Annotated in this window: 32 protein-coding genes; 8 read left to right on the top strand and 24 right to left on the bottom strand. The window is 44.7% G+C overall.

Translation table 11 applies throughout. The annotated features are described in order from the left end of the window. The first annotated feature begins 223 nt into the window (after window positions 1-223). Together IDJ77_RS13065 and IDJ77_RS13060 are read left to right on the top strand one after the other, a co-directional pair. Complete coding sequence (locus IDJ77_RS13065) at window positions 224-1,777, top strand: NAD(P)/FAD-dependent oxidoreductase (protein ID WP_191189646.1); 1,554 nt, start codon at window positions 224-226, stop codon at window positions 1,775-1,777. Window positions 1,778-1,847: 70 nt separating this feature from the next. Further along, window positions 1,848-2,330 (top strand): DinB family protein, encoded by a 483-nt coding sequence (locus tag IDJ77_RS13060; protein ID WP_191189407.1) that lies wholly within the window; start codon window positions 1,848-1,850, stop codon window positions 2,328-2,330. A 266-nt stretch (window positions 2,331-2,596) separates the two neighbouring features. On the opposite strand, the gene IDJ77_RS13055 is transcribed toward IDJ77_RS13060, so the two are convergent. The 3 genes from IDJ77_RS13055 to IDJ77_RS13045 all read right to left on the bottom strand — a co-directional run bounded on the left by IDJ77_RS13055 (window position 2,597) and on the right by IDJ77_RS13045 (window position 3,847). Continuing rightward, on the bottom strand, window positions 2,597-2,734 hold the full coding sequence (locus tag IDJ77_RS13055; RefSeq protein ID WP_191189406.1) for a hypothetical protein: 138 nt from the start codon (window positions 2,732-2,734) through the stop codon (window positions 2,597-2,599). Between the two features lie 121 nt (window positions 2,735-2,855). Beyond that, the gene (locus tag IDJ77_RS13050) at window positions 2,856-3,257 is read right to left on the bottom strand and encodes a hypothetical protein (RefSeq protein WP_191189405.1); all 402 of its coding nucleotides are present in this window, start codon (window positions 3,255-3,257) and stop codon (window positions 2,856-2,858) included. Between the two features lie 14 nt (window positions 3,258-3,271). Continuing rightward, the gene (locus IDJ77_RS13045; RefSeq protein WP_224751085.1) at window positions 3,272-3,847 is read right to left on the bottom strand and encodes an RNA polymerase sigma factor; all 576 of its coding nucleotides are present in this window, start codon (window positions 3,845-3,847) and stop codon (window positions 3,272-3,274) included. Window positions 3,848-4,019: 172 nt separating this feature from the next. Between IDJ77_RS13045 and IDJ77_RS13040 the strand changes: the two genes are divergently transcribed. Then, a complete protein-coding gene (locus IDJ77_RS13040) occupies window positions 4,020-4,379 on the top strand; it encodes a hypothetical protein (protein ID WP_191189404.1) in 360 nt (119 codons plus the stop codon). Between the two features lie 130 nt (window positions 4,380-4,509). Here IDJ77_RS13040 and IDJ77_RS13035 read toward each other — a convergent pair whose 3' ends face one another. The 11 genes from IDJ77_RS13035 to IDJ77_RS12985 all read right to left on the bottom strand — a co-directional run bounded on the left by IDJ77_RS13035 (window position 4,510) and on the right by IDJ77_RS12985 (window position 11,809). Continuing rightward, complete coding sequence (locus tag IDJ77_RS13035; protein ID WP_191189403.1) at window positions 4,510-4,953, bottom strand: hypothetical protein; 444 nt, start codon at window positions 4,951-4,953, stop codon at window positions 4,510-4,512. A gap of 3 nt (window positions 4,954-4,956) precedes the next feature. Further along, a complete protein-coding gene (locus IDJ77_RS13030) occupies window positions 4,957-5,295 on the bottom strand; it encodes a phage holin family protein (protein ID WP_191189402.1) in 339 nt (112 codons plus the stop codon). 46 nt (window positions 5,296-5,341) lie between these two features. Continuing rightward, window positions 5,342-5,608: a YtxH domain-containing protein gene (locus tag IDJ77_RS13025; protein WP_191189401.1), complete on the bottom strand. Its 267-nt coding sequence runs from the start codon at window positions 5,606-5,608 to the stop codon at window positions 5,342-5,344. Window positions 5,609-5,723: 115 nt separating this feature from the next. Further along, window positions 5,724-6,767, bottom strand: a complete 1,044-nt coding sequence (locus IDJ77_RS13020) for an AI-2E family transporter (protein WP_191189400.1) — start codon at window positions 6,765-6,767, stop codon at window positions 5,724-5,726. 76 nt (window positions 6,768-6,843) lie between these two features. Beyond that, window positions 6,844-7,059 carry a hypothetical protein gene (locus IDJ77_RS13015; protein ID WP_191189399.1) on the bottom strand — a complete coding sequence of 72 codons (216 nt, stop codon included), beginning with the start codon at window positions 7,057-7,059 and terminating at the stop codon, window positions 6,844-6,846. A 5-nt stretch (window positions 7,060-7,064) separates the two neighbouring features. After that, on the bottom strand, window positions 7,065-8,501 hold the full coding sequence (locus IDJ77_RS13010) for a sigma-54-dependent transcriptional regulator (RefSeq protein WP_191189398.1): 1,437 nt from the start codon (window positions 8,499-8,501) through the stop codon (window positions 7,065-7,067). Window positions 8,502-8,674: 173 nt separating this feature from the next. Further along, window positions 8,675-8,950 carry a hypothetical protein gene (locus tag IDJ77_RS13005; protein WP_191189397.1) on the bottom strand — a complete coding sequence of 92 codons (276 nt, stop codon included), beginning with the start codon at window positions 8,948-8,950 and terminating at the stop codon, window positions 8,675-8,677. 123 nt (window positions 8,951-9,073) lie between these two features. Continuing rightward, complete coding sequence (locus IDJ77_RS13000) at window positions 9,074-9,673, bottom strand: hypothetical protein (protein ID WP_191189396.1); 600 nt, start codon at window positions 9,671-9,673, stop codon at window positions 9,074-9,076. A gap of 313 nt (window positions 9,674-9,986) precedes the next feature. Then, window positions 9,987-10,553 carry a porin family protein gene (locus tag IDJ77_RS12995; RefSeq protein WP_191189395.1) on the bottom strand — a complete coding sequence of 189 codons (567 nt, stop codon included), beginning with the start codon at window positions 10,551-10,553 and terminating at the stop codon, window positions 9,987-9,989. 40 nt (window positions 10,554-10,593) lie between these two features. Next, window positions 10,594-11,376 carry an enoyl-CoA hydratase/isomerase family protein gene (locus tag IDJ77_RS12990; RefSeq protein ID WP_191189394.1) on the bottom strand — a complete coding sequence of 261 codons (783 nt, stop codon included), beginning with the start codon at window positions 11,374-11,376 and terminating at the stop codon, window positions 10,594-10,596. A 10-nt stretch (window positions 11,377-11,386) separates the two neighbouring features. After that, window positions 11,387-11,809 (bottom strand): cobalamin B12-binding domain-containing protein, encoded by a 423-nt coding sequence (locus tag IDJ77_RS12985; protein ID WP_191189393.1) that lies wholly within the window; start codon window positions 11,807-11,809, stop codon window positions 11,387-11,389. A gap of 573 nt (window positions 11,810-12,382) precedes the next feature. On the opposite strand from IDJ77_RS12985, the gene IDJ77_RS12980 reads away from it, so the two are divergent. Beyond that, complete coding sequence (locus tag IDJ77_RS12980) at window positions 12,383-14,041, top strand: glutamine--tRNA ligase/YqeY domain fusion protein (RefSeq protein ID WP_191189392.1); 1,659 nt, start codon at window positions 12,383-12,385, stop codon at window positions 14,039-14,041. Window positions 14,042-14,145: 104 nt separating this feature from the next. Here the strand turns inward: IDJ77_RS12980 and IDJ77_RS12975 are convergent, their stop codons facing one another. The 6 genes from IDJ77_RS12975 to IDJ77_RS12950 all read right to left on the bottom strand — a co-directional run bounded on the left by IDJ77_RS12975 (window position 14,146) and on the right by IDJ77_RS12950 (window position 20,268). Beyond that, window positions 14,146-14,970, bottom strand: a complete 825-nt coding sequence (locus IDJ77_RS12975) for an N-acetylmuramoyl-L-alanine amidase (RefSeq protein ID WP_191189391.1) — start codon at window positions 14,968-14,970, stop codon at window positions 14,146-14,148. A gap of 520 nt (window positions 14,971-15,490) precedes the next feature. After that, entirely contained in the window at window positions 15,491-15,862 is a 372-nt protein-coding gene (locus IDJ77_RS12970) for a DUF4476 domain-containing protein (protein WP_191189390.1), read from the bottom strand. 36 nt (window positions 15,863-15,898) lie between these two features. Then, entirely contained in the window at window positions 15,899-16,219 is a 321-nt protein-coding gene (locus IDJ77_RS12965) for a hypothetical protein (protein ID WP_191189389.1), read from the bottom strand. A gap of 53 nt (window positions 16,220-16,272) precedes the next feature. Further along, complete coding sequence (locus IDJ77_RS12960) at window positions 16,273-19,419, bottom strand: DEAD/DEAH box helicase (protein ID WP_191189388.1); 3,147 nt, start codon at window positions 19,417-19,419, stop codon at window positions 16,273-16,275. Continuing rightward, a complete protein-coding gene (locus IDJ77_RS12955; protein ID WP_191189387.1) occupies window positions 19,406-19,804 on the bottom strand; it encodes a (deoxy)nucleoside triphosphate pyrophosphohydrolase in 399 nt (132 codons plus the stop codon). Before IDJ77_RS12955 ends, IDJ77_RS12960 begins: the two co-directional genes overlap by 14 nt. 98 nt (window positions 19,805-19,902) lie before the next feature. Continuing rightward, window positions 19,903-20,268 carry a CoA-binding protein gene (locus IDJ77_RS12950; protein WP_191189386.1) on the bottom strand — a complete coding sequence of 122 codons (366 nt, stop codon included), beginning with the start codon at window positions 20,266-20,268 and terminating at the stop codon, window positions 19,903-19,905. Between the two features lie 760 nt (window positions 20,269-21,028). Here IDJ77_RS12950 and trmB point away from each other — a divergent pair. Together trmB and IDJ77_RS12940 are read left to right on the top strand one after the other, a co-directional pair. Beyond that, window positions 21,029-21,676, top strand: coding sequence for a tRNA (guanosine(46)-N7)-methyltransferase TrmB (trmB, locus tag IDJ77_RS12945; RefSeq protein WP_191189385.1), 648 nt, complete (start codon window positions 21,029-21,031; stop codon window positions 21,674-21,676). Window positions 21,677-21,685: 9 nt separating this feature from the next. Next, window positions 21,686-22,018, top strand: coding sequence for an MGMT family protein (locus tag IDJ77_RS12940; RefSeq protein WP_191189384.1), 333 nt, complete (start codon window positions 21,686-21,688; stop codon window positions 22,016-22,018). Here the strand turns inward: IDJ77_RS12940 and IDJ77_RS12935 are convergent. The 4 genes from IDJ77_RS12935 to IDJ77_RS12920 form a co-directional block, all read right to left on the bottom strand. Further along, window positions 21,975-22,382 carry a hypothetical protein gene (locus tag IDJ77_RS12935; RefSeq protein ID WP_191189383.1) on the bottom strand — a complete coding sequence of 136 codons (408 nt, stop codon included), beginning with the start codon at window positions 22,380-22,382 and terminating at the stop codon, window positions 21,975-21,977. The genes IDJ77_RS12940 and IDJ77_RS12935 overlap by 44 nt on opposite strands. Before the next feature lie 67 nt (window positions 22,383-22,449). Beyond that, on the bottom strand, window positions 22,450-22,812 hold the full coding sequence (locus tag IDJ77_RS12930; protein ID WP_191189382.1) for a VOC family protein: 363 nt from the start codon (window positions 22,810-22,812) through the stop codon (window positions 22,450-22,452). Continuing rightward, entirely contained in the window at window positions 22,809-23,192 is a 384-nt protein-coding gene (locus IDJ77_RS12925) for a VOC family protein (protein ID WP_191189381.1), read from the bottom strand. The genes IDJ77_RS12930 and IDJ77_RS12925 overlap by 4 nt, the downstream gene beginning before the upstream one ends. Window positions 23,193-23,205: 13 nt before the next feature. Further along, on the bottom strand, window positions 23,206-24,441 hold the full coding sequence (locus tag IDJ77_RS12920) for an outer membrane beta-barrel protein (RefSeq protein ID WP_191189380.1): 1,236 nt from the start codon (window positions 24,439-24,441) through the stop codon (window positions 23,206-23,208). 82 nt (window positions 24,442-24,523) lie between these two features. Between IDJ77_RS12920 and IDJ77_RS12915 the strand changes: the two genes are divergently transcribed. After that, complete coding sequence (locus IDJ77_RS12915) at window positions 24,524-24,883, top strand: carboxymuconolactone decarboxylase family protein (protein ID WP_191189379.1); 360 nt, start codon at window positions 24,524-24,526, stop codon at window positions 24,881-24,883. 20 nt (window positions 24,884-24,903) lie between these two features. Further along, window positions 24,904-25,482, top strand: a complete 579-nt coding sequence (locus IDJ77_RS12910) for a hypothetical protein (protein WP_191189378.1) — start codon at window positions 24,904-24,906, stop codon at window positions 25,480-25,482. Window positions 25,483-25,485: the final 3 nt, after the last annotated feature.

Raw genomic sequence — 25,485 nt, 5'->3', positions numbered from 1 at the left:
CACACTAAGTAAACAGCCTTACGGAAGCGAAAATAATTGTGATACAATGGCGCGTTAAAAAATTGTAAAGTGGGTGTTTTCACGGTGTAATGTCCCGCCAAAACACCTTAAATACGCTTGAAATACGCTTGGAAAATGCATGACTAAAGCAAACTGCCCGCTGCAAACTGCCAACCGAAAAAACTATCTTTGCAGCATCCGGGATAAAAACCCGGCGAAAACCATGATAAAAGAAGCAGAAATTGTTTGCCCGCCCGGGCAGCAGGAAGACGAGGCGGTTTTAACAGCCCTTGCATCGGCAGCCATTAATATCCCGCAGAAAAGAATAAAGGGCATTAAGGTGCTCAAGCGCTCAATAGATGCGCGCGGTCGCAAGGTATTATACCGGATGCAGCTGAGTATTTATATCGACGAGCCGTACTTGCCCGAGATCTACAATCATCAATATAAAAATGTAAAGGATGCCAAACCGGTTATTATAGTAGGCGCAGGCCCGGCTGGTTTGTTTGCTGCGCTGCAGTGTATAGAACAAGGTTTAAAACCCATCATATTAGAACGCGGTAAGGATGTTAAACAGCGCCGCCGCGACCTGGCCAATATCAACAAGCAAGGCCTGGTAAATCCCGAATCGAACTATTGCTTTGGTGAGGGCGGCGCGGGCACTTATTCCGACGGAAAGCTTTATACCCGCAGTACCAAGCGCGGCGATGTTACAGGCGTGCTAAAAACCTTTGTGGCTCATGGCGCTACCGAAGATATTTTGGTGGATGCCCGCCCGCACATCGGCACCAACAAACTTCCGCAGATCATCACCGCCATGCGCGAAAGCATTTTGAATGCAGGCGGCGAGGTATTGTTTGATACTAAAGTAACTTCTTTATTGGTATCGTTCGGAAAGATACAAGGCGTGCAACTGGCCAATGGCGAAAAGTTAATGGCTGATGCGGTGATACTGGCTACCGGCCACTCCGCGCACGATGTTTTCCGGATGTTACATGCGCAGAATATTTTGATAGAGGCCAAACCCTTCGCCCTTGGTGTGCGGATAGAACACCCACAAGAAATTATCGACCGCGCCCAATACCATTGCGAATACCGCGGACCAGACCTGCCGCCTTCTTATTATAATTTAGTAGAGCAGGTAGACGACCGTGGCGTATTCTCCTTTTGCATGTGCCCGGGAGGTATCATAGCCCCATGCGCTACCGCTGCCGACGAGATAGTAGTAAATGGCTGGAGCCCAAGCAAACGAAACAATCCTTTTGCCAACTCGGGCACCGTGGTACAGATCAATATGGAAGATGTAAAAGGCGATATGGCCGACCCGTTCCGCATGCTGGACTTTCAGCAGCGGGCGGAGCACCTGGCCTTTAAAGCAGGCGGCGGCAACCTGGTGGCACCGGCTCAGCGTATGGTTGATTTTGTGGAACGACGTGTATCTGCCGATCTGCCCATAAACTCTTACTTGCCTGGCTGTAAAAGTGTAGATTTAATTGAGGTACTGCCAGATTGGATCCACGCGCGCCTACGCAAAGCCCTCCCCGCCTTTGGCCGCAAAATGAAGGGCTACTATACCAATGAGGCTATTTTGGTGGGTGTAGAATCGCGCACCTCATCGCCCATAAAAGTACCGAGGGACAGGGAAACCTACCAGCATCCGCAAGTTGCCGGCTTATTCCCATGCGGAGAAGGCGCGGGTTATGCCGGGGGGATTATTTCTGCCGCGATAGATGGGGTGAACTGCGCTAATGGGGTGCGGAAGTATCTTGATGTTTAGAGAGCGTTACGTGATACAGTTAATCAAGCCTCCGGCAAACTTAACCTGATATACATACGTTTAACCAACCATGAGCACTTCCCAAAAACTAAACGCATCGCTGCAAAGCATCCTCAGCGGCGACCCATGGTACGGGCCAAACACGTATGACATTATTGATAACATCTCCTTTGAGGCCACCTATGAAACGCCGCCGGGCTCTGTGCATAATATAGCAGGCATAATCCTGCACATGCTGGGCTGGACTTTAGAAACCACCGCCCGAATGCAGGGGCAGCTTGCCGGCGAACCCGCAGGCGGCGACTGGCCAAACCCGGGCACGCCCGACGAACGAAAATGGCAGCAGCTTATCAACAGCTTTAAACTGGCCAACGTTACTTTAGGCGGCGTGATAGAAGATTTTCCGGAAGATAAATGGGATGCGCCTACCAATGATAAACGCAACCGCGAACTGGGTACAGGCGTCAGTTATCGCGCGCTTATAGAAGGATTGATACAACACCACGTTTACCACAGCGGGCAACTGGCTCTGCTGAACAGGATAGCGGGCTGAGGAAGTTGGCAGTTTGCAGATAGCAACAGGCAGTAAAAGAGAAGACTGCAAGTTTTAAGCCGATATTGGTAGCCTCACCCTGCCCTCTCCAAAGGAGAGGGCTCAAATCTACAGATGCATCTCAAAGTCCTCTCCAAAGGAGAGGATATTTCATGACGGCTTCGCCGTTTAGGTGAGGCTCTTACCGCAGTTTCAAACCAGCTCCTCGCAGCTAAAGCCCGCCATCCTCAGTATGTGTTTAATGGTTTGTGGTTCGATTCGGCTACTTACGATGCGAGCACGCGGTCGCAGTCTTCCAGATCGAACGTGTATCTTTTAATATCCGACAGTGCGCTTAACAGCGGCTGTAGGCGGCTTGCCTGCCCCGGCGTAGCAACACTCGTTTTAAATATCAGCACATCCATAGGTTTGTTGTTTTACTTTAAATTATGCCGAACTTGTTTTAGTACCCCAACTGGTAAGCACTACGCATGCCTGTAGCCGGCATACAATGGGGTGCCAAACAAGTTCGGCATAACGGATTGTTTATTTAGCCTCTTCTTTAAAATCAGCCTCCGGTTTATCGCCCTTGATATCATTTTTACCCATCCAGCCTTCGCCTTTTCTTCCCCAGCCACAGCGGTCTTTCCATTGAGCTTTAAAATGGTCTCGTTCTTCGGGGGTCATACCTTTAAAGCGTTCTTCCATCATTTGCTTGCGGCGCATCCATGGGGGCCCACCGCCGGGGCCGCCTTTTCCGCCAAAACCAAAGAGTATTTTACTCAGTATAAATATACCCATGGCCTGCCAAAAGGTAATAGTGCCTACGTGCAGTATCCCTGGCAGCAAGTGGTTCCACAGCTGCATTACTACATAACTTACAAGGGCTAATATCGCCGCTATTCCCAATGGAATTAAGAATAGTTTATTTCTATATTTTATATTCATTTCAATAGTTTTTATCAATAATCATTAATTTCATCATACAATTGCTTTAAACGCCCGCGTAAATGCAGCACCGCATATCGCTTGCGCGACACCAGCGTGTTGATGTTTTCGCCTGTACGCTTAGCAATTTCTTCGAAGGGAACACTATCCAGTTCGTGCCAGATGAATACCTGCCGCTGCAGCTCGGGCAATTCATCAAGCGCTAAAAAGAGTTGTTCCCAAAACAGGTTGCGTATGTACTCCGTCTCGGGCGTGCGGGCCTCGGTGAGCAGGATGTCGCTAAAGTCCGGCGCGTCATCGTCATCCCCGGCATCGTTGCCCAGCATATCGTCCAAAAGGGTTTCGGTATGCTTTTTATGCTTATCCGTTATTTTGTTGCGTGCAACACGGTACAGCCATGCGCTTGTTTGCTCTATCGGCTCCGAGTTTACCACATTGCTAAACTGGTACCAAACATCCTGCAGAATGTCTTCGGCATCGGCATCGCTTTTCACCCGCTTACGAATAAACCCCAACAGACTTTTACCATACGCTTTAATAGTGTGTATGATGTGGCTGTTTTTATCCTGGGGCATTACTACGCTTTGCAATTGTATGAGTGTTTAAATATAAAGACGACTGTGCCCGAAAAACATTTTAAACTATTTTTTATTTTTTTTGATGGCAAGAAAGTGCAATCCATATTAAATGCATTTTTCGCCCTCGTCAGCGGCTACACTGGCTGCACATTACGTGGTATTTTATTACTTTTATATCATTAATATGGAAAATATGGCTTTATTTCATGGTGTTATAGTTTATGATATTATCGTCGATAATATGCGAGTGCTAATATTGAGCGGAATATATGCAAGTTCAGATGATTTTAAAATCAGTAATGAAATTGCAAAAAGAGGACCTCTCAAGGAAGGAGAAAAGGATATTGAAGGACACTATAAATCCAGGTATATTGAGACAATTGGAGAACCCGAGAAGGCGATAGAATGTGATTTAATAATTACTGAAAATAAAAATCATGAAGCATACGAATTTGAATGGAAAAACACTGATGGCTTACATCAGACTGGCATCGGAATAAAAATAAATAGTAAACAAATTGCGGTATCTTATATTAACGTGTAGCAAATATATTGCTTAACGTTCAAACTGAGACACTACCGAAAATATCCAAGTAATAAAAAACAAAAGGGATAAGCTATCTAAAGCCTATCCCTTTAAAGCCATGTTTCGCAACAAGGCCTGAATGTTTTATTTAATATTTATCGTAAGGCGCGGTAATAGGTACAGCTATCTCTACCTTAGGCTCGGCTGCCTTTTTTGTGAATTTACTAAATAGTGCTTTGGCTTTACCCCAAATCCCGGTAACGGAATCTTCGCTAATATAGTGTGATGCTTTTTGCGATAAAATCCCCACCAGCGTTTTCACCAAAAAGTTCGAATGCTTAAATATGGTTTTGTTTAACGTTAATGGCAATGCTATCCTGGAGATGAGCCCTAAAAAATCCTGGCTAAAAAAGCTTTCGCTTTTAACCCCGTCAACCGTCGGAGATTTTGGAAACAGCGACATGGCTGTGGAAAAAATAGCTGCCGGGCTGCTGAAGCGTGCCTTTAAAGCAACAGCCTGGTCAACCTCCAGATTTTTCAATCTTGCTATCTCCACCTTCAGGTCGTTTACATTTTGTATCAGGATGTCCATATCTTATTTAAATAGCTTTCTTACCAATATGTTAACAATAGGGCGCTCAATTGGTTTTTTAGCCACCATTAAAATCACTGCAATAAGCAGATATAACAGCGCCACCAAACCAAACCCTTTCCAGTTGGAATGGAACACGTCGCCAAGGAACAGCGCCAGCGTAAAACTTGCGAACAAAAATGTAAGCACAAGAGTAACAACAACGATAAGCTCTACAACAACGTTAGCTATTATTGATGTGCTGCGTTCAATCACTTCTAACTTTAAAAGCTTTAAGCGCGTGTCAACGTATTCTGTCGCCTGTTCAATAATCGGGCGAGCCTGTTCTTTCTTTGTTTCCATAGATCGGGATAATGTTTAGGGCCTAAATTTTAACCCGCAAAGGTAATTATGCGTGCTCCAGGTCGTCCTGGTACTCTTCTTCGGTAGATTTTACTTTGCTTTTAATGTTCTCTACCACGGTATCTTTCAGGTTCAGCAACCTGTCAAGCTCGTTAGAGGCGGTTTCTTTTATGGTATCGCCCAGGTTCTTTAATGAGTCTGAAAGTTTGTCACGGGTCTCTGTACCTCTTTCGGGTGCAAATAAAATTCCAAGTGCCGCTCCTGCTGCTAATCCTGCCAGCAGCGCGACAACTACTTTTGTGTTATCGTTCATATTGTATTAATTTTTAAGTTGAATATTTGTTTTATTAATTATCAAATTTATTTGCTGCGATAGTTTAAAACGCATTTTTTGCAATATACTAATAACGTTCAACAGCTATATATTGTTACGTGTCCACCCCGGTTCTTATTCGCTCCAGCCTGTCGGCAGCAAGTCTGTTGGTTTCGTATATCTCCAGCAATAATAAGAAATAAGACAGCAACACAGGCCCAAAAACCAGGCCAAGTATTCCAAAAAGTGGCAATCCGATAAATACTCCTATCACCGAGATAATAGGGTGCGTATTACCCACCCTCTTGTTGATGATAACGCGCAGTACATTATCTACGTTGCCTATAAACAACAGGCCATAAGCCAGCAGCAGTACTCCTTTTAAGTTATGCCCGTCTGCAAAAAATATGATACTGGCGGGTATACACATAGTGGGTGCGCCAACAACCGGTAAAAACGAGAGGAATACACCTATTACACCCCAAAAAATAGCATCGGGGATCTCAAAGGCGTAAAAACCCATAGCCAGCAATACGCCCTGTGTTATAGCGATGATACCCTGCCCCAATACGTTGGAGAAGGTAGAATCGCGCAGGGCCTGGGCAAATTTAAGCGCGTGTTGTTCGCGAAAGGGAGCATATTTAAGCAGCCCGGTTTCAAATGCGCGCATTTGAGTAAACATAAAGTACATTAAAAAGTACATTACCAATAAGGTAAGTATAATGCTCACGGCGCTGCCCAATATCGATGGGAACAGATCGGCACCGTAAGCGCCCAGTTTTTGCAGGGTCTCCTCGGCAAAATGCGGCTGGTTTAAATTGGCGCCGGTAAAGGCATCTATCTTAGCGGTCCATTGGTCGATATGGATAGCATCTTTATTGATGCTGCCTATCTTCCCTATCACCATAATACTTAACGAGAGGAAAGGGATTACAATAACAATAAGCGAGATGAAGATAATGATAAGCGCCGCGAATGTGGCATTGAGGTTCTTCTTCTCCACCATCCACAAAAAAAACGGGCGGAAGATGGTGAACAGCACAATGGCTCCCAGGATAGAACTGAACAATTCGCTTAAAGCGTAAAGCAAAAAGCAGCCAAGCACAATGATGCTTACCAATACGATGTTATTGCGCTGCTTATAGTTAAAGATGGACATGCCCGTGAAAAGCCTTAAGTGTGCTATATAAACAAACAAAGCCTAAAAAGTTTTAGTAGTGAGGGCCTATTTGAAATTAAATATCTGTTTGTATAATATCCAGCAGCTTATCAATCTTTTGGGCCGATGATAACATGCTTTGGATATACAGGCCGGTATCGCCATCCAGGTCCTCAACCTCATAACGTAAACCCTCTATTGCCAGGTGGATGTTAGATAGTTGATTTTTGATATCGTGCTTCAGCATCAAAAGCGTATCAGCATCGGGCGTGTTACCGGTAGAGGCTGCCATAAATATTATTTAAGGTTGATGGCCTTCATTTTATTGTAGAGCGTTTTACGGTCGATGTTTAAGATCTCGGCAGCCTTTGTTTTATTAAAGTTCACTTCGCGCAGCACTTTTAATATGGTATCGTGCTCGGCACCAAGCGCCGCGTTTTTAAGGTCGTGCTTAGGCGCCTCCTTTACATCGGGCTGTGGCTGTGCCGACGCCCCATTGCCATAGCCGTTATTCCCCTGAGATTCGTAAGCGGTAACTTTAAAGTTAGAGATCTCCAGCGGGAGGGTTTTCATCCCCACTTCAGTTCCCTCTGTTAATAAAGTTGCACGGCGCACTACGTTCTTCAGTTCGCGTATGTTGCCCTGCCAGCGGTAGTTCATAAAGCACTCTATCACCTCGGGCGAAAAAGTGGTTACGTTCCTGTCCAGTTCGCGGTTAGCTATTTTCAGGAAGTACTCGGCCAGCATCATAATGTCGTTACCACGATCGCGCAGCGGCGGCATCTGAATACTAAATTCGTTAAAACGATGGTACAGGTCCTCGCGGAACCTGCCCTTGGCAATGCCATCCTGTAAATTCTCGTTGGTGGCTATTATAATGCGCACATCCAAATCTATCTCTTTTGTGCTGCCTATGCGTTTTACCTTGCGCTCCTGTACGGTACGTAATAAAGCAGCCTGTATCTCGTAAGAAAGATTACCCACTTCATCTAAAAAAAGCGTGCCGCCATTGGCCATTTCAAAGTGGCCTATCTTAGTTGCAAAAGCGCCGGTGAACGAGCCCTTTTCGTGCCCGAAGAACTCACTCGCGGCAAGCTCTTTGGTGAGCGAGCCGCAATCCATCGCTATAAATGGTTGGTTGGCGCGCAGGCTGTTTAAGTGGATACTCTTGGCAACAGACTCTTTCCCTGTACCGCTTTCACCCAATATAATAACGCTGTAATTGGTTGGCGCAACCAGTTCTATCTGTTTTAATAATTCTTTAGAAGCACGACTGGTACCCACAACAAACTCGCCGGATAATATTTGTTTCTTGCTTTCCTTTTGAGGCTTATCGCTGCTGTAATCGTTACCTGCCATTTCCTGCAACGCATATTGCGTTTCGATGGCTTTGTTAATCGTGTTTAAGATCTCGTCGGGGTAGAGGGGCTTGGTGATATAATCGTAGGCCCCCATTTTAATAAGCTCTACCGCCATTTTAATATCCGAGTAGCCGGTGATGATAACTACGCCTGTTTTTGGATACAGCGCTTTGATGTTTTTGAGCATTTCGCGCCCATCGGTATCCTCCAGCCTAAAATCGCAAAGCACCAGATTGTATTCTTTGTTCTTCAGGCACTCCATTCCGCTACCGCCGTTGGTGGCAGTATCTACATCGAAACCGTTGCGTTTTAAGAACTTAGAAAGCAACAGCCCTACATTAACCTCGTCATCAATGATGAGAATCGTCTTCATATCGGAAAAAACAGTTGTTAGGTAGCGTAATAGGTAGGTAAGGTACAAATAATTGTTAATTTTTTCGAAATAATTAAATGTTGCCGAAAAAAAATTGGAATAAGTTTAATAGCGAAAGCCCCCTAAAGGCCGTTCACAATCATCCCTGTAAAAGCTTCCTTATTGCCTTTCAGTTAAAACCCATAGGCTACACACCGCCCCAGGAAGCCATACTTGCTTGCGGGGTCCTCCGCATCGTATTTACCGGTTGCCCGGTACCGGATGCCCGGGCCTATAAAGTTTTTTGCTCCTGCCGCAAATAATACCCCCATTTGCGGCGAATAAGTAAACCTGCTGGAGTAGGTGTAACTAAGATCGGCCCTGTTCAAGATGATGGCAACACCGGCATCTCCCTGGATATAAAAATTGGGCTCTAAAAAATACCGGAGATCGGCCTTTATTGGAAGCACCTGCAGATCGGCAGATGTAGCATACGATGGCGCATCCTTTAAACCAGTAAAAACAAAAAACGGGGAAGCTGTTGAGCCTCCCCGTTTTTATTGTTTTTCGGTGATAGTAAATGTAGGGCGATATTAGAAACCGTAAGCTAAGCGTACACCTACAAAGTTTACTTTGCTGGCATCAAATGCACTGCTGTATTTGGTGGTACCTTCGTAACGGATACCGGCATCAATAAAATTGCCATTTGCACTTACCGGGAACTGTACACCAATTTGCGGAGCGTAAACAAATGCTACAGATTTATCGTTGTAGAAATCTGATTTGTTAAGCAAAAATGCCGCGCCGGCTTCGCCCTGGATGTAGAAATTAGCTACCGGGAAGAATTTTAAACCGGCTTTAACAGGCAGTAATTGCAGGTTTGGAACCTCTACAGTGCTCGACGGGCCTCCAACTAAACCTGTGATGGTTTCGCCGAATACGTTGTTGTAGCCCGCATTAATGGTTACAAATAACTGGTTTGCCACAGGGATATCCGCCTGTACCGAACCGCCTAAGTTCCATTTAAAAGCGTCGTTGAATTTGCCCGTTGGGACACCGGCATCAACGCCAATGCTGTAGCGTATGCCGCCCGAAGTTGTTGTTGAAGTTGTGGTAGATGTTTGTGCTTTTGCAGCAAATGATAATCCGGCGAAAGCTAATGCAAGTGTTGTGATTTTTAATGCGTTTTTCATGATCTTATAAATTTAAACCTGTGCTTTTTTGTTTGGCACAGGGCAAAGTAAGGAATGAAAACATATACGATTTTTCATCCTATTGTAAGGTTAACCCAATCGTTTGATTAACAATAATTTATTTTTTGACCCAATGGAGCAAATGGTCAGGATAGTGTAAAGAAGAGATGGAACGGTTGTTTTTGGGTAATATTTATGAGGGGTACAATTAAACTGTTGGGACGCGCTTTGGGGTGAAAAATGCGTAAAAAAGGCTACTGGCTATTTATTTTGGTTTGAATAACTATGAATCTGCCTTCTGTAAGCAGCTTACTTAAAAGCAAAAGCCCGCATGCAGCCCCAGGAAACTTACTTTAACTGCATTATTTGCTTTGGGGAGAGTGGATTGGTAGCGTAGTGATGCTATAATGCGATGGCTGCCTGCAGGCAACTCCACTCCAATTTGAGGCGAATACACAAAAGCCGTTCCCGCTTCGTACGATGTGCGCGGGGTGCCGGAAAAGAAAGCTGCCCCTGCTTCGCCCTGTACAAACCATATCGAACTGAGATAATACTTTAACCCTAGCTTTGCCGGCACCGACTTTACACCGATATAATTTACCTCCGGAATGTTTGGCGGTTGTGCCTCGGATTGCCTTTTGCCCAAAAAGTAATTATAACCACCATCAATAGTAAAATAAAGCCTTCTGTTGAGCGGCAACCCTACCTGCACCGAACCGCCAAACATTGCAGTATGGGTATTGGCAAGCGTGCCTGTTACTACACCAACATCGGGCCCGATGCTGAATTGTACTTTGCTGGTGAATTGCGCACATGCTGCACCTGGCTCCATACACAAAAAGGACATTATCGCAAGCACCGCAGCGATTGAGCGAAACATCTTATAGTTTAAAATTAGCCGGTAATCTTGCATCAGGTTCTTACTTTCCTTTAAATTCGGGTTTGCGTTTGCCTATAAATGCTGCAACCCCTTCGGTAAAATCTTCGGTGCCGAAGCAATTGGCAAACTCGGCTATCTCTACTTCAAAACCGTTAACACCATCTATCGATGCCGCGTTTACGGCCTTTATAGCCGACGCCAACGCCAGGGGTGCGCGGGCAAGTATTTTATTAAGAATTTCTTCTGCTTTGGGCAGCAGATCGTCCTGAAAAACGACGTGGTTCACTAAGCCTGATTGTAATGCTTCGGCAGCGGTTATCATATCCGCCGTCATGATCATCTCCAGTGCTTTGCCGCGGCCAACCAGTTGGGTTAAACGCTGTGTACCGCCGTAACCGGGGATCAAACCCAGAGTAACTTCGGGCAGGCCCATTTTGGCGTTATCGCTTGCTATACGGATGTGGCATGCCATGGCCAGTTCCAAACCTCCGCCCAAGGCGAAACCATTTACAGCGGCAATTACCGGCTTGTTCCCATTGGCAATTACATCAAACACACTGGTTTGCCCATCTTGCGCTATTGCACGGCCGCCCTCAATATTTACACCGGCAAATTCGGCGATATCTGCACCAGCAACAAAGGCCTTTGGGCCGGCACCGGTGATGATAATGCCACCTACTTCAGCATCATTAAAAGCAGCCGTAAACGCAGCGTGCAGTTCCTGAAGGGTTTGTTTATTGAGGGCGTTGAGTTTGCTTTCGCGGTTGATGGTGATGTATTGGATGCGCCCTTTGGTTGTTATCAGTAGATTTTGGTAGTCCATGTTGGTGGTATTAAAAGTTACGGTTGGCGTGTACCCAGTTTGTAATGTATTTTACAATATCTGCCGTGCTGGTGCCTGGCGGGAAGAGTTCGCCTACGCCCAATTTCTTTAGTTCGGCCATATCATCGGCAGGGATAATGCCGCCGCCTGTGAGCAGTACATCGTCCATCCCTTTTTGTTTAATGAGCGCCAGCACTTTGGGAAAAACTGTCATGTGTGCACCGGAGAGGATGCTGATGCCGATGGCGTCCACATCTTCCTGCAGGGCGGTGTTCACCACCATTTCCGGTGTCTGGCGCAGACCGGTGTAGATCACTTCCATGCCGGCATCGCGCAGGGTGGTAGCGATAATGCGGGCACCGCGGTCGTGCCCATCCAGCCCTACTTTGGCTACTAAAACACGAATGGGGCGGTTAAATTGGGTATCGCTCATGGTAAACGGCGGTTGGTTGGTGTAAAAGTAAGAAATTGTTTCTGTTTACATCATTGGCTATAAACGCGTTTTTTAACCACAGAGGGCACAGAGAAGGCGCAGAGAGGCACAGAGCTTTGCAGGTTCTTTTGTCTGAAACGTGATTTACAGGATGAAGGGATTTTCGTGATTTTAAAAACTAAAGAATCATGAAATCCTTTCATCCTGTAAATCATGGTTCAGACAATCAACGAAATCATTTAATCAGTAAAATCAACGGTTCAGAAAAAATGCGATAGGGATAGGAGCGGAAACCCCGGAATGGAGAGTTGCTTCTATCAGCAACGCGAAATGAGGAGTTGCAGCGCATAGCCCGGGCCGCAGGCATCGCCATCATAGTCAGAACCGGGATTAAGCGGATTTTCGGATGTATCAGATTTTGAATATCTCCAATACCAAAAATCCAACTAATCGCACAAATCGGTTAAATCCCGGTTCAGACATATCCGCAGCTTTATCTGCACATCTGAAATCTGCACATCTGCACATCGCTTTCCGAAATTCTCCGTACTTTTGCAGCCTGTTTGATACACCATGAGCGAAGAAAGATCACTGAATTTTATAGAGGAAATTGTTGAGGGCGATATTGCCGAAGGTAAGAACGGCGGCAGGGTTTTAACCCGTTTCCCGCCCGAGCCTAATGGCTATTTGCATATCGGGCACGCCAAATCGATATGCCTTAACTTTGGGCTTGCCCAGCGTTACGGCGGCAAAACCAACCTGCGTTTCGACGATACCAACCCTGTAAAAGAGGATGTGGAATATGTTGACAGTATTAAGGAAGATGTAAAATGGCTGGGCTTCGACTGGGCCGAAGAACTTTATGCATCTGACTATTTTGATAAACTATACGACTTGGCCGTCGAGCTAATTAAACAAGGCCTTGCCTACGTGGACGATAGCACCGCCGAGGAAATTGCCGTACAAAAAGGCACCCCTACCGAACCAGGCGTAGGTAACGAATACCGCAACCGCAGCGTGGAAGAGAACCTGCAGCTGTTTGCCGATATGAAGGCCGGTAAATACCCCGATGGCGCGAAAGTGTTGCGTGCCAAGGTTGACCTTGCCGCACCAAACATGCAACTGCGCGACCCATTGATGTACCGCATTAAGCATGCCCACCATCACCGCACGGGCGATGCCTGGTGCATTTACCCGATGTACGATTTTGCACACGGGCAAAGCGATGCCATTGAAGAAATTACGCACTCTATTTGCACGGTGGAGTTTATCCCCCACCGCCCGCTGTACGAGTGGTTTATAGAGAAACTGAACCTGTTCCCGAGCAAGCAATACGAGTTTGCCCGTTTGAACCTGAACTATACGGTAATGAGCAAGCGCAAGCTGCTGCAACTGGTAGAGGATGGCCATGTAGACGGTTGGGACGACCCGCGTATGCCTACCATAAGCGGTTTGCGGCGCCGTGGTTACACGCCTGCCAGCATCCGCGAGTTTTGCGAGCGTATTGGCGTTGCTAAGCGCGAGAACATGATTGACGTGGGCCTGCTGGAGTTCTGCATCCGCGAGGATTTGAACAAAACCGCCTGGCGCCGTATGGCCGTTTTAGACCCGGTGAAGCTGGTAATTACCAACTATCCCGAAGGGCAAACCGAAACCTTCCACGGCGAGAATAATCCCGAGGCAGAAGGTGGCGACGGCAGCCGTGAGTTTCCGTTCGGCGGAGAGATCTGGATTGAGCGCGAGGACTTTATGGAAGTGCCTGCCAAGAAATATTTCCGCCTGAGTATTGGCGGGATGGTGCGCCTCAAAAACGCTTACATCATAAAAGGCGAAAGTGTGGTGAAGGATGCGGATGGCAATATTACCGAGATCCATTGCTCGTACATCCCCGAATCGCAAAGTGGTAACGATACCAGCGGTATCAACGTTAAAGGTACCATCCATTGGGTGAGCGTAGAACACGGCAAAACTGCCGAAGTGCGCCTGTACGACCGCCTTTTCCAGGTAGAAGACCCGAGCAGCGAGGACGGCGATTTTAAAGATTATATTAACCCCAACAGCCTGCAGGTATTAACCACGGCCTATATAGAACCCGACCTGGCCAACGCCAAAATTGGCACCCCGGTGCAGTTTATGCGTAAAGGTTATTTCACGCTGGATAAAAATTCAACCGCCGATAAACTGGTATTTAACCGTACGGTTACGCTGAAGGATGGGTGGGTGAAGAAATAAGGTGAAAGCTTAAAGGTAAAAGGCGAAAGGTTTGAGGACTTTTCGCCTTTTTTGTTTTACAAGACCCGAAGCTACCTTTAACCTTTCGGCTTTTACCTTCCGTCTCAGTACTTCCTATACACATTATACAACACATCCATATCGCAGCAACTTAGCACAGGCAGATCATCCGTTTGTACAAAATGGCGTTTAAAGGCGCTGATGGCGGCGGGGAGGTTGCTGGTATCGTACCCGATGAGGCGCAGGGCGGTAACGTAATCAAACCCTTCGGGAGCGGGTTGCTGCTCCACATCTGCCCATTGGCCGAAACCTTTTTTGGCCAGCAAAGCCCATGGGAACAGGATGCCTGGGTCGGGTTTGCGGGGAGGGGCAATGTCGGCGTGACCGATGAAGTTAGCTGCGGGAATATTGTAGGTTTTCTTCAGCTGCGCCAATAGCACCAGCAGGCTGTTCATTTGCGCCTTCGCGAAGGGTTCTTTACCCGTATTGTCAAGTTCTATCCCTATCGAGCAGCTGTTCATATCGGTAACGCTGCCCCATTTGCTGATGCCGGCATGCCAGGCGCGCAGGTAATCGTTCAGCATGTGTACAATTTTGCCGTCTTTACTGATCACATAATGGGCGCTCACCTGCGGCTTTACCAGCGTGAAGGTTTTTAGCGTTTGTGCCAGCGAATCCTGCGCGGTATAGTGGATGATGACGTAGTTGGGTTTGCGCAGGTTAAAATTCACGGTGGCCACCCACTCGCTGGCGATGGGTTTGCCCAGGCTATCCAGCAGGGCAACCGTGTCTTGCTTTTGCACTACGGCTATCAGGCTGTCGGTAGTGGTAGCGTAAACTTTGTTGGTAGCCTCGAAGGGTTTGATAACCTTGGGCGAACAGGACGACAGGATAATAGCGGCGAGAAGGAGGAAGTAAGTGTTTTTCATGCACGGTAAAAATAGGGAAATATGGTTAGTAACATACAATGCCGGTTTCTGTTCGCGGAGCGCTAAAAACAGGGTTGGGTGGCGCGCCGGGCCCGGACAAAAAGTTTACAAAAGTTTACACATTTTCATGTTAACTTTTATTAACTATTTAAAAATCAATTATTTATAAAAAATGAGGGTTTACACAAAACCGGCTTGTTTAGTTGCCGGCTTTAACGTCGCCGCAGGGTCTCTCGCAGAGGACCCTGCGCTTCAGGACGGCCGCTTATTGGGCAAGAACGAGATCACGCTCCGCAGGGTCCTTTTCAAGAGACCCTGCGGGGACGGCAAAAAAAGCGGAGTGGATGTGCCCTCCCACGTCATGCCGAATTTATTTCGGCACCCCACAGGACAGGTTGTCGGCATGCAAAGCGGATAAGCATTTGGCTACTTTTATGATGGGGTGTTGAAACAAGTCCAACATGACGGTTACATAATTTGATCATTTTCGTGGCACCACGAAAATGATTTGGCCGTTCCCCTACTTATTCTTTTTTACAAAATCCTCCAGTTCGCGTTTGCTGGCTTCGTCGCCAAAGAGGTCTTGTATTTTGTCGTACTTTTTATAGTTTACGGTGTAGGCAAAGGCAAACTTGGCACAGGTTAATTTGCCTTCGTCTGCCGAGAACTGGTTGAGCAACAGCATGAGTTGCTCTACCGTGATGCCCTTATCCTTTACCCCCGCCTTTAGCGCCTCTACCTTTTCGGCGTCGCTGCCTTTTTGCTGCATGTCGGCAAGGATGGCCTTTGCCTGCGCATCCGTCATGGCTTGTTTGGGATGCTGTATCTTTTGCGAAAAGGCAAGGGTGGATACGCTTAGCAGCAGAGCGACGATGCAAAATAGTTTTTTCATGGCAAACCGGGATTGGTTAATGCTAAAGTAAGGAATTTACCATGTAAATGGTTTTACCTTTTTTATGATGGCCATAAATCCGGTTAAATTGAATTTTGCATTCGGTGCTTCGTTGGTGTATTCGATAGATTCGAACTCGTGCCAGGTGTGGTCTAATTGGTTATTCCATGTGGAGAAGTGGAGATCGGGCAGTTGCCATTGGTCTACGTAGAAATAGGTACTATCGATGATTTTGGATTGGATAAGCTCCTCTAAAGCTGATAACTCTACATTATCGGGATCGGCGAAAATAACCCAGCTATGATTTTTATAGTTTCCGGCATCACGGTACCGGTAGGAGAATTTAACATTTGGCATAAGGCTAAATTAGCCGGATGTGGGGAGGTGGGCAATCGGAGATAAGTGAAGTTTTAACCAATAGCCAATTTCCCGCTTTCTTTCCAAATGTATGCTGGCATCGGTTCTTTTAATTCCCATTCGATATTCATTGGCTTTGATCCACTCGATTTTATATAGTCCGCCGCACCTAAAAACACATAGGGCATTGTAAAGCCGTATTCATCATCATTCTGCTCGCGAACAAATAGCAATATAACTTTATGCTGAGAGCAATGATTAATATATGAAAGCCCTTTAGGCGACTCAGGTGCGGTTGCATTTTGCGATTGCCAATGAAATAGCTTTTCGTTAATGGCATAATCATCGTACAAGGTAGATGGCGAATATTCTTTTTCAGATTTTTTAAGCGTGATAAATAAAGACTCTATGTTCAACGCTTTATTTGCTGCAACTCCTTCTCTGTTAGATGATGCTTTATCAAATGTATGCAAGCCCGTTGCCACTAATATTTCACTTCTATTATATCTGCTATGGATTTTTAATGGCAACTTGAAAGTCAAGTTAACCGACTTTTCTATGAAGTCAATTTTTGAGATTAAATAGTTTATCACTTCCAAAAGCTCTGATAAGACTACTGGATTTTGGGCAATTTGATCCATGCTTTCATTTATAGACTCTAAGTCCAATTGAGATCCAGCTTTTTGCCAAACATCATAATGAAACATCAATAACATTAAATCCTCTTCTTCATTTAATGCGTTTATTCTGAAATTATTTTCAATCAAATTCTTTAAAAATCTCAGATAGCTAATTGAATTGCATCTCAACAACCTTTTGATACATCCAGTAATTTCAGTTTCATTTGGTTCGATGAAATTATTAATCATCCCAGCTTCTACACATAGCCTGTTCCAATTATCCTTTTTATAGATTAATTGAACGTCAATATTTTGAAATTCAATAAAGTTTTTGAGCGATAACGACAGCGTTGATTGATGTTTAAAGTTTTGAATTTTATTGACTAATTGCCTTCTATTAAATCCAATTGCCGCCCTTATGTTTTTTAGGATTACTTCTTTTGCCTTCTTTTCTAAAACAATTGAGCACCCCAGCGGCAAGTGCGGGAATTCGTCTTCAATTTCTTTAATTATAGATGTTTGAGTCTTTCCAACTAAAGCTCTAAACTTATGCTCAAAGTCATATTCTGGTCGTGCGTTGCCTACAAAGTCAAGCACCGTTAAACAATCTTTATTGGGAGCGAGGCGAAGACCTCTACCTAATTGTTGTAAAAAAATAGTTAAACTTTCTGTAGGGCGGAGGAATAACACCGTATCAATTTCGGGGATATCAACACCTTCATTAAAGATATCCCTAACAAATAAATAATTGATTTCTTTAGTACGTAGTCTCTCCCGTATCTCGGCACGATTAATAGAGTTTTCACTTGTTAAATAATCGGCTTTTAATCCTGCAACAGTAAATTGTTCAGCCATATATCGTGCGTGATCTATACTGACACAAAACCCTAAAGCTCTAACGTCATGAACATCTGTTAAGTACTTATCACAATTAGCTAAGATGTCGCCTATTCGCCTGTCATCTTCTGTATAAAGCCGCGATAGTTCATTGATTTCATACCGTCCATTTTTCCAAGATAATTTTGATAAATCGACACTATCCGACAACGCAAAGTATTGAAAAGGAGAAAGCAATTTTCTATTCAGTGCTTCGGGTAGCCGAATCTCCGCTGCTATTACGCCGCAAAAGTCTTTCAAAATATCTTCGCCGTCACCACGCTCTGGAGTTGCTGTTAAGCCCAGCAAAATTTGAGGTTCAAATTGGGCAAGAATAGGGCGATAACTTGATGCTGCAATGTGATGAACCTCATCGATAATTATAAAATCATAAAATGCGGGTGATAATTTAAGCTTACTGATTTGATTAGTTAATGTTTGAACAGACGCAAAAACAAAGTCGTAGTTTGTAGGCTCTTGGCCGTCAACCCATAATTCTCCAAAATTTGCATTCTTTAATACATGCTGAAAAGTGTTCTGAGCCTGTTCGAGTATCTCTTTACGATGTGCAACAAACAGCAGCCTTGCCCTTGAATGATTGTTCTTAAAATTCCGGTAGTCAAATGCGGATATAACAGTTTTACCCGTTCCTGTAGCTGCTACCAGCAAATTTTTAAACCTATCGTGCACTATCCTTTCAGATTGTAGTTTTTCTAAAATTTCCTCTTGATAAGGAAATGGCTTTAAGTCGAAAAAAGTGGTTATGCTTTGCTTATCAGAAGAACGCTGCTGTTTTAGCGCCGCGGTTAACCGTGGCTTATCTTCTCCAAATACATAATTTTCAAAATCTTTATCTACCCAATAGGTTTCAAATGTCTTTTTGAATTTATCAATGATGTGATTTATCTCTCGAGATGTTACTTTTAAATTCCATTCCAAGCCATTGGTTAATGCCGATCTTGAAATATTAGAAGAGCCTATGTAACCAGTCGTAAATCCAGTATTTCTTATGAATAAATATGCTTTTGCATGCAGCCGCTCGTGGTCAGAGTTATAAGATACTTTTATCTGAGTATTTTTCAGGTTTGAAAGAAATTCAATCGCTTTTACATCAGTAGCCCCCATATAAGAAGTGGTTATAATTCTCAATTTTCTACCACTATTAGTAAATTCCTCCAGTTCTTCCTTAAAAATACGAATGCCAGAATACTTAATAAATGAAACCAGCCAACAGATCTCATCGGACGAAAGAATTTCTTTTTTAATTTCACTTTCCAACGAAATCCCTACATTATTCCCTGTAAAAAGCTCACTTTGGCTTAGCCGGGTATATGGGGTGATTTCTTTGATTCTATTGTTAAAGTCGGCAAAGGGAGAGTCTAATTTTGAAAAAACAGCGTCTAATATTTTGCCCTCATTATCAATTAAATTATCAGAAAGATTAACGCCCGGGAGTTCGTTAATCAATAGCTGAATAATTTTATTAGATAATTCGATTTGCTTAAGCGTTTTATCATCGTCCTTTATTTCATTCAATGCGAACTTTATCGTTTCGGACAAATACAGACTTAAATATCTTGCGGCCTCCTCTTTATCAAGCATAGTGCTTTTTATAAAAAAGGATTCGGTGCTTAACAGGCTTAATTTATTTGCAATAAGTTTGTTAATTAATTGCTCGTAAAGCCCTAACTCAACTTTTGGCATTTATAAGGTTTAAGTAGTGGTGTAAAATTGGAATATCGGCTTCCGCCCAATCCAAATCTAACAATTCATTTTTATGAAGCCATTTAAATTGAGCATGCTCTTTTAAAATTAATTCGCCGCTAACATAATTACAAACAAAAGGAATAAGCGCTATCGCAAAGGTGGGATAATTGTGGATATTGGTAGGTAAGTCTTTCACAATCTTTATTGTGATGTTAAGTTCTTCAAAAATCTCTCTAATCAAACATTCTTGTGTTGTTTCGTCGGGTTCAATCTTACCTCCGGGAAACTCCCACTTTAAAGGCAAGTTCATACTTTCACTACGCTGAGCAGCAAATAAACGATTTTGATCGTCTACAATTAATGCACAAGTTACTTGTATCACATTCCTAATGTACAAATATTCTTATAGCGTTTCTAATTCAGAAACAGTGTATGCCGGGTCTATGCCTAAGGTTCGCTCACATAACGCCTTTACCCCTCTCAATACTGCCCAATACTCAGCAGCACCAGCGTACAGGCATAGTCGGTAGCAATGCCGTGCTCGTGTGCCATGCGGCGGAGGTCGGCGTTTTCGGTACCGGGGTTAAATATGATGCGTTTGGGTTTGGTGTTGAGGATATAATCGTACAGGGGCGGCTGATTTTGCGGGCCGACGTACAGGGTTATGGTATCAATATCGGTGTGGATGGTTTCGGGCTTCTCGATGGGGACGCCGGCTACTTCGCCGGTTTTGATGCCTACGTTTACAATGCTGTGGCCGCGGCTTACCAGTCGGTTAGCGGCCAGGTAAGCGTATCGGCTTGCGTCGGGCGTGGCGCCCAGTATCAATGTTTTTTTATCGGCCATGGTGGTATAACGTGCAAGGTAGGGATTTGGTTTTTCAGTAGCGATGGGTGGTTGGCTTTTTACAGGGGGTTGACTGAGGGGCTTGAATGGGTTTATGCTTAAATGAAAGGATCGGCCCGCTCATTCGCCGCGGGAGGGCTGTTACTTTTTTCTTGATAAAAAAGTAACCAAAAAATCAAGACAGCAGAGAGGCTTCTTTGCCGCACGGGCCTTTGCCCTGCAAATCGGGCAGAACTCACGGGCTGCAAAATCTTGCCCTGCTGTCGCGCCCCGCTTGCCCCACCCTTCTGCGAGTATTGCTATGCCCTTCCCGCCCACTGTCCACCACGTTCTGCCCGCTTTCGCCCGAAGCTTTTCTGCTGCCATTGTCTGAACCGGGATTTATGAGATTTATACGATTAATCGGATTTGATTTGCACGAGTAATATAAACAGGCCCAACAAAGCCCGCAAAAAAACCGGCCTCGGGAACGCACGGGTGGCACAGGCACTGCAAAATCACTAACTTTCATAGGGCGGAACCAAGCCGGGAGTTTATTCACGGTTGTTTATTTTTAAGGTGTTCATGAGGTCGCTGCGCTAAGTTTCTTTTGGTTACTTTTCTTTTGCGGAAAAAAAGAACGGCGAAGCCCTCTTGAGCGCTTTAAAAAATAAACAACCGCGAAAAACGTAACATCCACAGGCTTGGCATAAACCACACTCCGCTCCTAACAGCGCACTACAGAACCTTAACCCATTATTTTTTTTATTTTTGCCTCTTTATGGGAAAAGACAAAATTAGGCGCTTTGCCGAAATAGATACGTTTAGCAATGTACTACAGTTAGACGCCGGCAAACCTTACCAGGGTAAATGGGCTGCCGACTTCTTTAAAAACCAAAACCCCGTGGTGCTGGAGCTGGCCTGCGGTAAAGGCGAATACACGGTAAACCTGGCGCAACTGTTCCCGGATAAGAACTTCATCGGGGTGGATTATAAGGGCAACCGCATTTGGCGTGGTGCCAAAACCGCGCTGGAGGATGGCGTACCCAACGTGGCTTTCCTGCGCATACAGATAGAGAACCTGAGCGATTACTTCGCTCCCGGCGAAGTGGACGAGATCTGGATCACCTTCCCCGATCCGCAACCACAGCTAAGTCGCGAAAAGAAAAGGCTGACTTCCCCACGCTTTTTGGATAAATACCGCGTGCTGCTAAAACCCGGCGGCTGCGTAAACCTTAAAACCGATAACGACGGCCTGCACGCTTACACTGCCGATAAGATTGTGGAACTAAACCTTCCCCTCCATGCCAGAACCGAGGACCTGTACCATTCGGAATTTGCGGATGAGGTGCTCTCCATTAAAACCTATTACGAGAAAAAATATTTAAAGCATAACAAAAACATTAACTACCTTAAGTTCTCGTTTTAAACCCAACAGATGCCCGATTATACCTTTTACGATAACGTGTACGATGTAGTACGGCTGATACCCAAAGGCAGGGTAACCTCCTACGGTGCTATAGCGGCGTATTTGGGCAGCAAGCAATCATCAAGAATTGTGGGCTACGCCATGATGGCCTGCGGAACTGCAAACCCGCCGGTACCCGCGCACAGGGTGGTAAACAGGCAGGGGTTGTTAACAGGCAAGTTCCACTTTGGTGGCGATACCATGGAGCAGATGCTGGCAAACGAAGGCATAACGGTAATAGATAACCAGGTGCAAAACTTTAAAGCGCTGTATTGGGACCCGGCAATCGAGCTGAGCCTTTAAGCCTCCTGGCTACTTTGCTTTCCGATCCGGTGTAATCCGTCACCAAAAAAAGCACCAGCAGCAATACGGCGTAGGTAAGGAAGAAAGCGCGTGCGCGGTCGTCGTACTTAAAAATGGTGTAGCTGATGGTCACCAAAATTATGCTTACAGAAAATTTTATCAGCCCGTGCAACGGCATGGAAAAAAACCTGAATATGCCTGAGGTGGTATTGGTACAAACTGTTAAAGCCAAATGTGCTATCCCCAACAAGTAGGCAAAACGCCCCAGGTCATCGGGCAATACAAAAAATGTTGGGGCCGACCACAGGAACAGCACCATGAGGTAATCTGCAGTTCCATGCATTGCCGGGGTAAGTATTTTCATAACCTTTAAAGGAAAAGCAAGGTACTAAAGTTTTAGCGCTTGGTGTAATTCCTACAACTATAAGTGGTTATATTATTTGCAGCAGCTCCATGCGGTTGCCAAACGGGTCGATAAAGGCAAAGCGGGTTCTGCCGGGGATGATGGGCTCCTCCACTATCTCCACGCCATTGCTTTCCAGCTGCACCCTTGCTGCCGCGATATCTGTAACCTCCATAGCCACATGGCGAATGGTGCGCGGCAAAGCCGGTTCCACCCCAATATGCAGCTGCACACTGCCAATATTAAACCAATACCCTGCGGAAGAAAACAGGTCATCGGGCCGGTAGATCATCTCCAGCCCGATAACTTCGGTGTAAAATAAGCGTGCTTCCTCCAGCCTTTCGGGCGGTACACAAACGTGAAAATGGTCGAGCCGTTTAAAGGTTATCATTCCGCTTCGTCTTCGGCAAAGGTTAATACGTAGCTATTATTATCGAGGATGGAGAACTCGGTAGCGCCGTAAAAGGTTTTCTCCAGGCCTTTCAGTACGGTAACCTTTTCTTTAATATCCTCAAAAAAGGCACGGATACCGCTCAGTTTGATGTACAACAGCAGCGAGCCGCCGTCGGTACGCTTTATTTGGGGCAGTTCCTCGCCCAGGCTTTCCATGCTTTGGAACATCATGGTAACATTGCCTTTCACCATCATAGCCCACACCAGGCCGGGCCCGGTTTCGGGTACGCTCATGGCCACTCCAAAGCCTAAAAGGGTGTAAAACTCAATGGTTTTGTTAATGTCGGTTACAAAAATGTTTGGGGATAAGCTTTCCATAAAATAATTGATATTAAAATAAATAATTAAACCCTGCCTGGTATGCACTCATGGAGAAAGCAACATTCGTACTTGCAGACAATTCCGATTTAGTTACATAACCTAAGTTAAGTTCGAAATGCTTATTTATCACAACACCGGTTTTCAAAAGAATATGCACGGATGATTTTTCAAAGGTAAGATAAGGGCGTTTTTCTTTTACCGGCGGGTTGTTAGAATAGGTATAAATGTCGTAGTTATTATAATTATAATAGTTATACAAAAAGCCGGCATCTATAAACACCTTCAATTTATCCTTCGAGTACACATTGTATATAATTTGTGGCTGTAACGATATTGCTTTTTGATTGATATAATAGGCCAGCGACGAAAACGAATTTTCTGCAATGGTAAAGTTATACTTATTCTCGCTGTAGCCGGCTTCTATCCTAAAAAACACTTTCTGGGTGTTTTTATTGAAGATCAGGTCGATACCTGCGCCAATTTTAGGCGCCGAATGTTTGAGTGTATTTTCATTAAACGGGTTTGCAAAACTGTAACCTAATGCGCTGTTTACAAAACTTAAGCCCACGAAAAACCGGGTGGTAAACAATTTCTCTGCAGTAAAAGTGGCTCCTTTTTCCTGGTTGATAGTACGCACAATGCCTACCAGATCGTTTTGTTCGTACTGTGCATTTTGAATTTTGTTCGTAAGCGAAGCATTGTCCATTTTAGCATTTTGGGCTAAATATTGCAATTGCGTTTTGTACCGGGTTACTTTTTTCAGAAAGCTTACGTTCTGGTCGGTGTAAACATGGTAAACCAATTCCTCTGCATGTTTAGCAGCATTATCCTGTAGAAAGTACCGGGTTTTAATAAGGTCGGTATAGCTGTACAAGTTAGCAACATTACCAGTTGTTAATACTTTCAGAAACACGGTACGAACAACGCTGGTATCTTTTAAAAGCGCTGATGCTTTTGTCACATCAACATAATCTAAACTTACCGGCACTTCAACTTTTTCGAAATAAGCATTGCCTGCTACGCCAAATGCTTTGATATCAGCAACCGCATAGGTTTTTTCCTGGTTATCATTAGCCGACCTGAAAATAACAGTGGCCGGGTTAATATCCCACTCGCGGGAATCAACAGAGCCCCTAATAGTATCCCCTTTCAAATCGACTATATACCCGGGTTTAAAGTTGCTTTGTGCGTAAGTAGCCGCAGATGATGTAAAGATTAATAGTAAAAGCAGGTAAAAATATTTCATGTTTATGATTTAGGTTTGTATAACGGTAAAGGTAAAAATTTCCGCTAAAACACACTTTTGTTTTTATACTTTATAACCATCTATGGGACAATTAATAAACGATTTTGAAGCCTATCGCACCAAAATGAACGATAGGATAATGGAAACAGCCAATACCAATATCAAGCGGTTCTTCGCGCTTGATACCACCACTTATGCCGATGGCGCGCTGGACGTAAAAACCAAGGAAATGCTGGGCCTGGTAGCCAGTATGGTGCTACGTTGCGACGATTGCATTAAATACCACCTGGGCAAATGCCACGAAGCCGGCGTAAAGCACGATGAAATGAACGAGGTATTTATGATAGCCAACCTGGTTGGCGGCTCGATAGTGATACCTCATTATCGCAGGGCTGTGGAGTATTGGGATGAGTTGAAGTCAGTTGGCGGTTTGAAACAATAACAATTAATGTATCTTAGTATATGCTCATTAAACTCTTGTTCGGCATTCTCATAGCTTTTGTACTGCTTGTAGTTGGTTACGTTGCTTTTTTTAATGCGTTTGCAGATGGCTTTGCCGGGCATAATTCAGATTTGAGAGACCCAAGCTGCGGTATCCACGAAAAAGGGCGTATTTTTTTTAATCGGGAAAAAGGCCTCGATTTGCAGAGAATGATTGACTCATTTAAGGTTTTGCATCCAAAATATGTTATTGCAAAAGAGTCCTCTTCATTTACCGACCTTGGTAATGTAGATAAATGTTCTTGCTGTTGCATAGATGAGGGCGAGGACATTTTATTTACTCAGAGCCCAGTAGAGATTTACAGGATAAATATCCAGAGGTATCGGTACCATGCGGGCTTTGAAGGTCAATATAACGGGGATATCGGCTACATTGATATTGTTTCGACTTTAAATAATGGCAAATGGCGATGCGCTGTTACGTCTAAATTGGATAGCCTTGAAAAGAGAAGAGTTATAAAGAGATTTAATACAGAGGTTCTATTACGATTACCCATAGTCCGAGACACATCCTCCCATAATGATGAACTAAAACTTTAATAC

It is taken from the genome of Mucilaginibacter pankratovii, from assembly GCF_014773265.1.
GTDB lineage: Bacteria > Bacteroidota > Bacteroidia > Sphingobacteriales > Sphingobacteriaceae > Mucilaginibacter > Mucilaginibacter pankratovii.
Note: the sequence above shows the minus strand (reverse complement) of the source record. Positions and strands in the feature narration are given on the sequence as shown.

Coding starts and splice junctions, on each gene's coding strand:
- IDJ77_RS13065 (WP_191189646.1), top strand. CDS start 224: ATGATAAAAGAAGCAGAAATTGTTTGCCCGCCCGGGCAGCAGGAAGAC.
- IDJ77_RS13060 (WP_191189407.1), top strand. CDS start 1,848: ATGAGCACTTCCCAAAAACTAAACGCATCGCTGCAAAGCATCCTCAGC.
- IDJ77_RS13055 (WP_191189406.1), bottom strand. CDS start 2,734: ATGGATGTGCTGATATTTAAAACGAGTGTTGCTACGCCGGGGCAGGCA.
- IDJ77_RS13050 (WP_191189405.1), bottom strand. CDS start 3,257: ATGAATATAAAATATAGAAATAAACTATTCTTAATTCCATTGGGAATA.
- IDJ77_RS13040 (WP_191189404.1), top strand. CDS start 4,020: ATGGAAAATATGGCTTTATTTCATGGTGTTATAGTTTATGATATTATC.
- IDJ77_RS13035 (WP_191189403.1), bottom strand. CDS start 4,953: ATGGACATCCTGATACAAAATGTAAACGACCTGAAGGTGGAGATAGCA.
- IDJ77_RS13030 (WP_191189402.1), bottom strand. CDS start 5,295: ATGGAAACAAAGAAAGAACAGGCTCGCCCGATTATTGAACAGGCGACA.
- IDJ77_RS13025 (WP_191189401.1), bottom strand. CDS start 5,608: ATGAACGATAACACAAAAGTAGTTGTCGCGCTGCTGGCAGGATTAGCA.
- IDJ77_RS13020 (WP_191189400.1), bottom strand. CDS start 6,767: ATGTCCATCTTTAACTATAAGCAGCGCAATAACATCGTATTGGTAAGC.
- IDJ77_RS13015 (WP_191189399.1), bottom strand. CDS start 7,059: ATGGCAGCCTCTACCGGTAACACGCCCGATGCTGATACGCTTTTGATG.
- IDJ77_RS13010 (WP_191189398.1), bottom strand. CDS start 8,501: ATGAAGACGATTCTCATCATTGATGACGAGGTTAATGTAGGGCTGTTG.
- IDJ77_RS13000 (WP_191189396.1), bottom strand. CDS start 9,673: ATGAAAAACGCATTAAAAATCACAACACTTGCATTAGCTTTCGCCGGA.
- IDJ77_RS12995 (WP_191189395.1), bottom strand. CDS start 10,553: ATGTTTCGCTCAATCGCTGCGGTGCTTGCGATAATGTCCTTTTTGTGT.
- IDJ77_RS12990 (WP_191189394.1), bottom strand. CDS start 11,376: ATGGACTACCAAAATCTACTGATAACAACCAAAGGGCGCATCCAATAC.
- IDJ77_RS12985 (WP_191189393.1), bottom strand. CDS start 11,809: ATGAGCGATACCCAATTTAACCGCCCCATTCGTGTTTTAGTAGCCAAA.
- IDJ77_RS12980 (WP_191189392.1), top strand. CDS start 12,383: ATGAGCGAAGAAAGATCACTGAATTTTATAGAGGAAATTGTTGAGGGC.
- IDJ77_RS12975 (WP_191189391.1), bottom strand. CDS start 14,970: ATGAAAAACACTTACTTCCTCCTTCTCGCCGCTATTATCCTGTCGTCC.
- IDJ77_RS12970 (WP_191189390.1), bottom strand. CDS start 15,862: ATGAAAAAACTATTTTGCATCGTCGCTCTGCTGCTAAGCGTATCCACC.
- IDJ77_RS12965 (WP_191189389.1), bottom strand. CDS start 16,219: ATGCCAAATGTTAAATTCTCCTACCGGTACCGTGATGCCGGAAACTAT.
- IDJ77_RS12960 (WP_191189388.1), bottom strand. CDS start 19,419: ATGCCAAAAGTTGAGTTAGGGCTTTACGAGCAATTAATTAACAAACTT.
- IDJ77_RS12950 (WP_191189386.1), bottom strand. CDS start 20,268: ATGGCCGATAAAAAAACATTGATACTGGGCGCCACGCCCGACGCAAGC.
- trmB (WP_191189385.1), top strand. CDS start 21,029: ATGGGAAAAGACAAAATTAGGCGCTTTGCCGAAATAGATACGTTTAGC.
- IDJ77_RS12940 (WP_191189384.1), top strand. CDS start 21,686: ATGCCCGATTATACCTTTTACGATAACGTGTACGATGTAGTACGGCTG.
- IDJ77_RS12935 (WP_191189383.1), bottom strand. CDS start 22,382: ATGAAAATACTTACCCCGGCAATGCATGGAACTGCAGATTACCTCATG.
- IDJ77_RS12930 (WP_191189382.1), bottom strand. CDS start 22,812: ATGATAACCTTTAAACGGCTCGACCATTTTCACGTTTGTGTACCGCCC.
- IDJ77_RS12925 (WP_191189381.1), bottom strand. CDS start 23,192: ATGGAAAGCTTATCCCCAAACATTTTTGTAACCGACATTAACAAAACC.
- IDJ77_RS12920 (WP_191189380.1), bottom strand. CDS start 24,441: ATGAAATATTTTTACCTGCTTTTACTATTAATCTTTACATCATCTGCG.
- IDJ77_RS12915 (WP_191189379.1), top strand. CDS start 24,524: ATGGGACAATTAATAAACGATTTTGAAGCCTATCGCACCAAAATGAAC.
- IDJ77_RS12910 (WP_191189378.1), top strand. CDS start 24,904: ATGCTCATTAAACTCTTGTTCGGCATTCTCATAGCTTTTGTACTGCTT.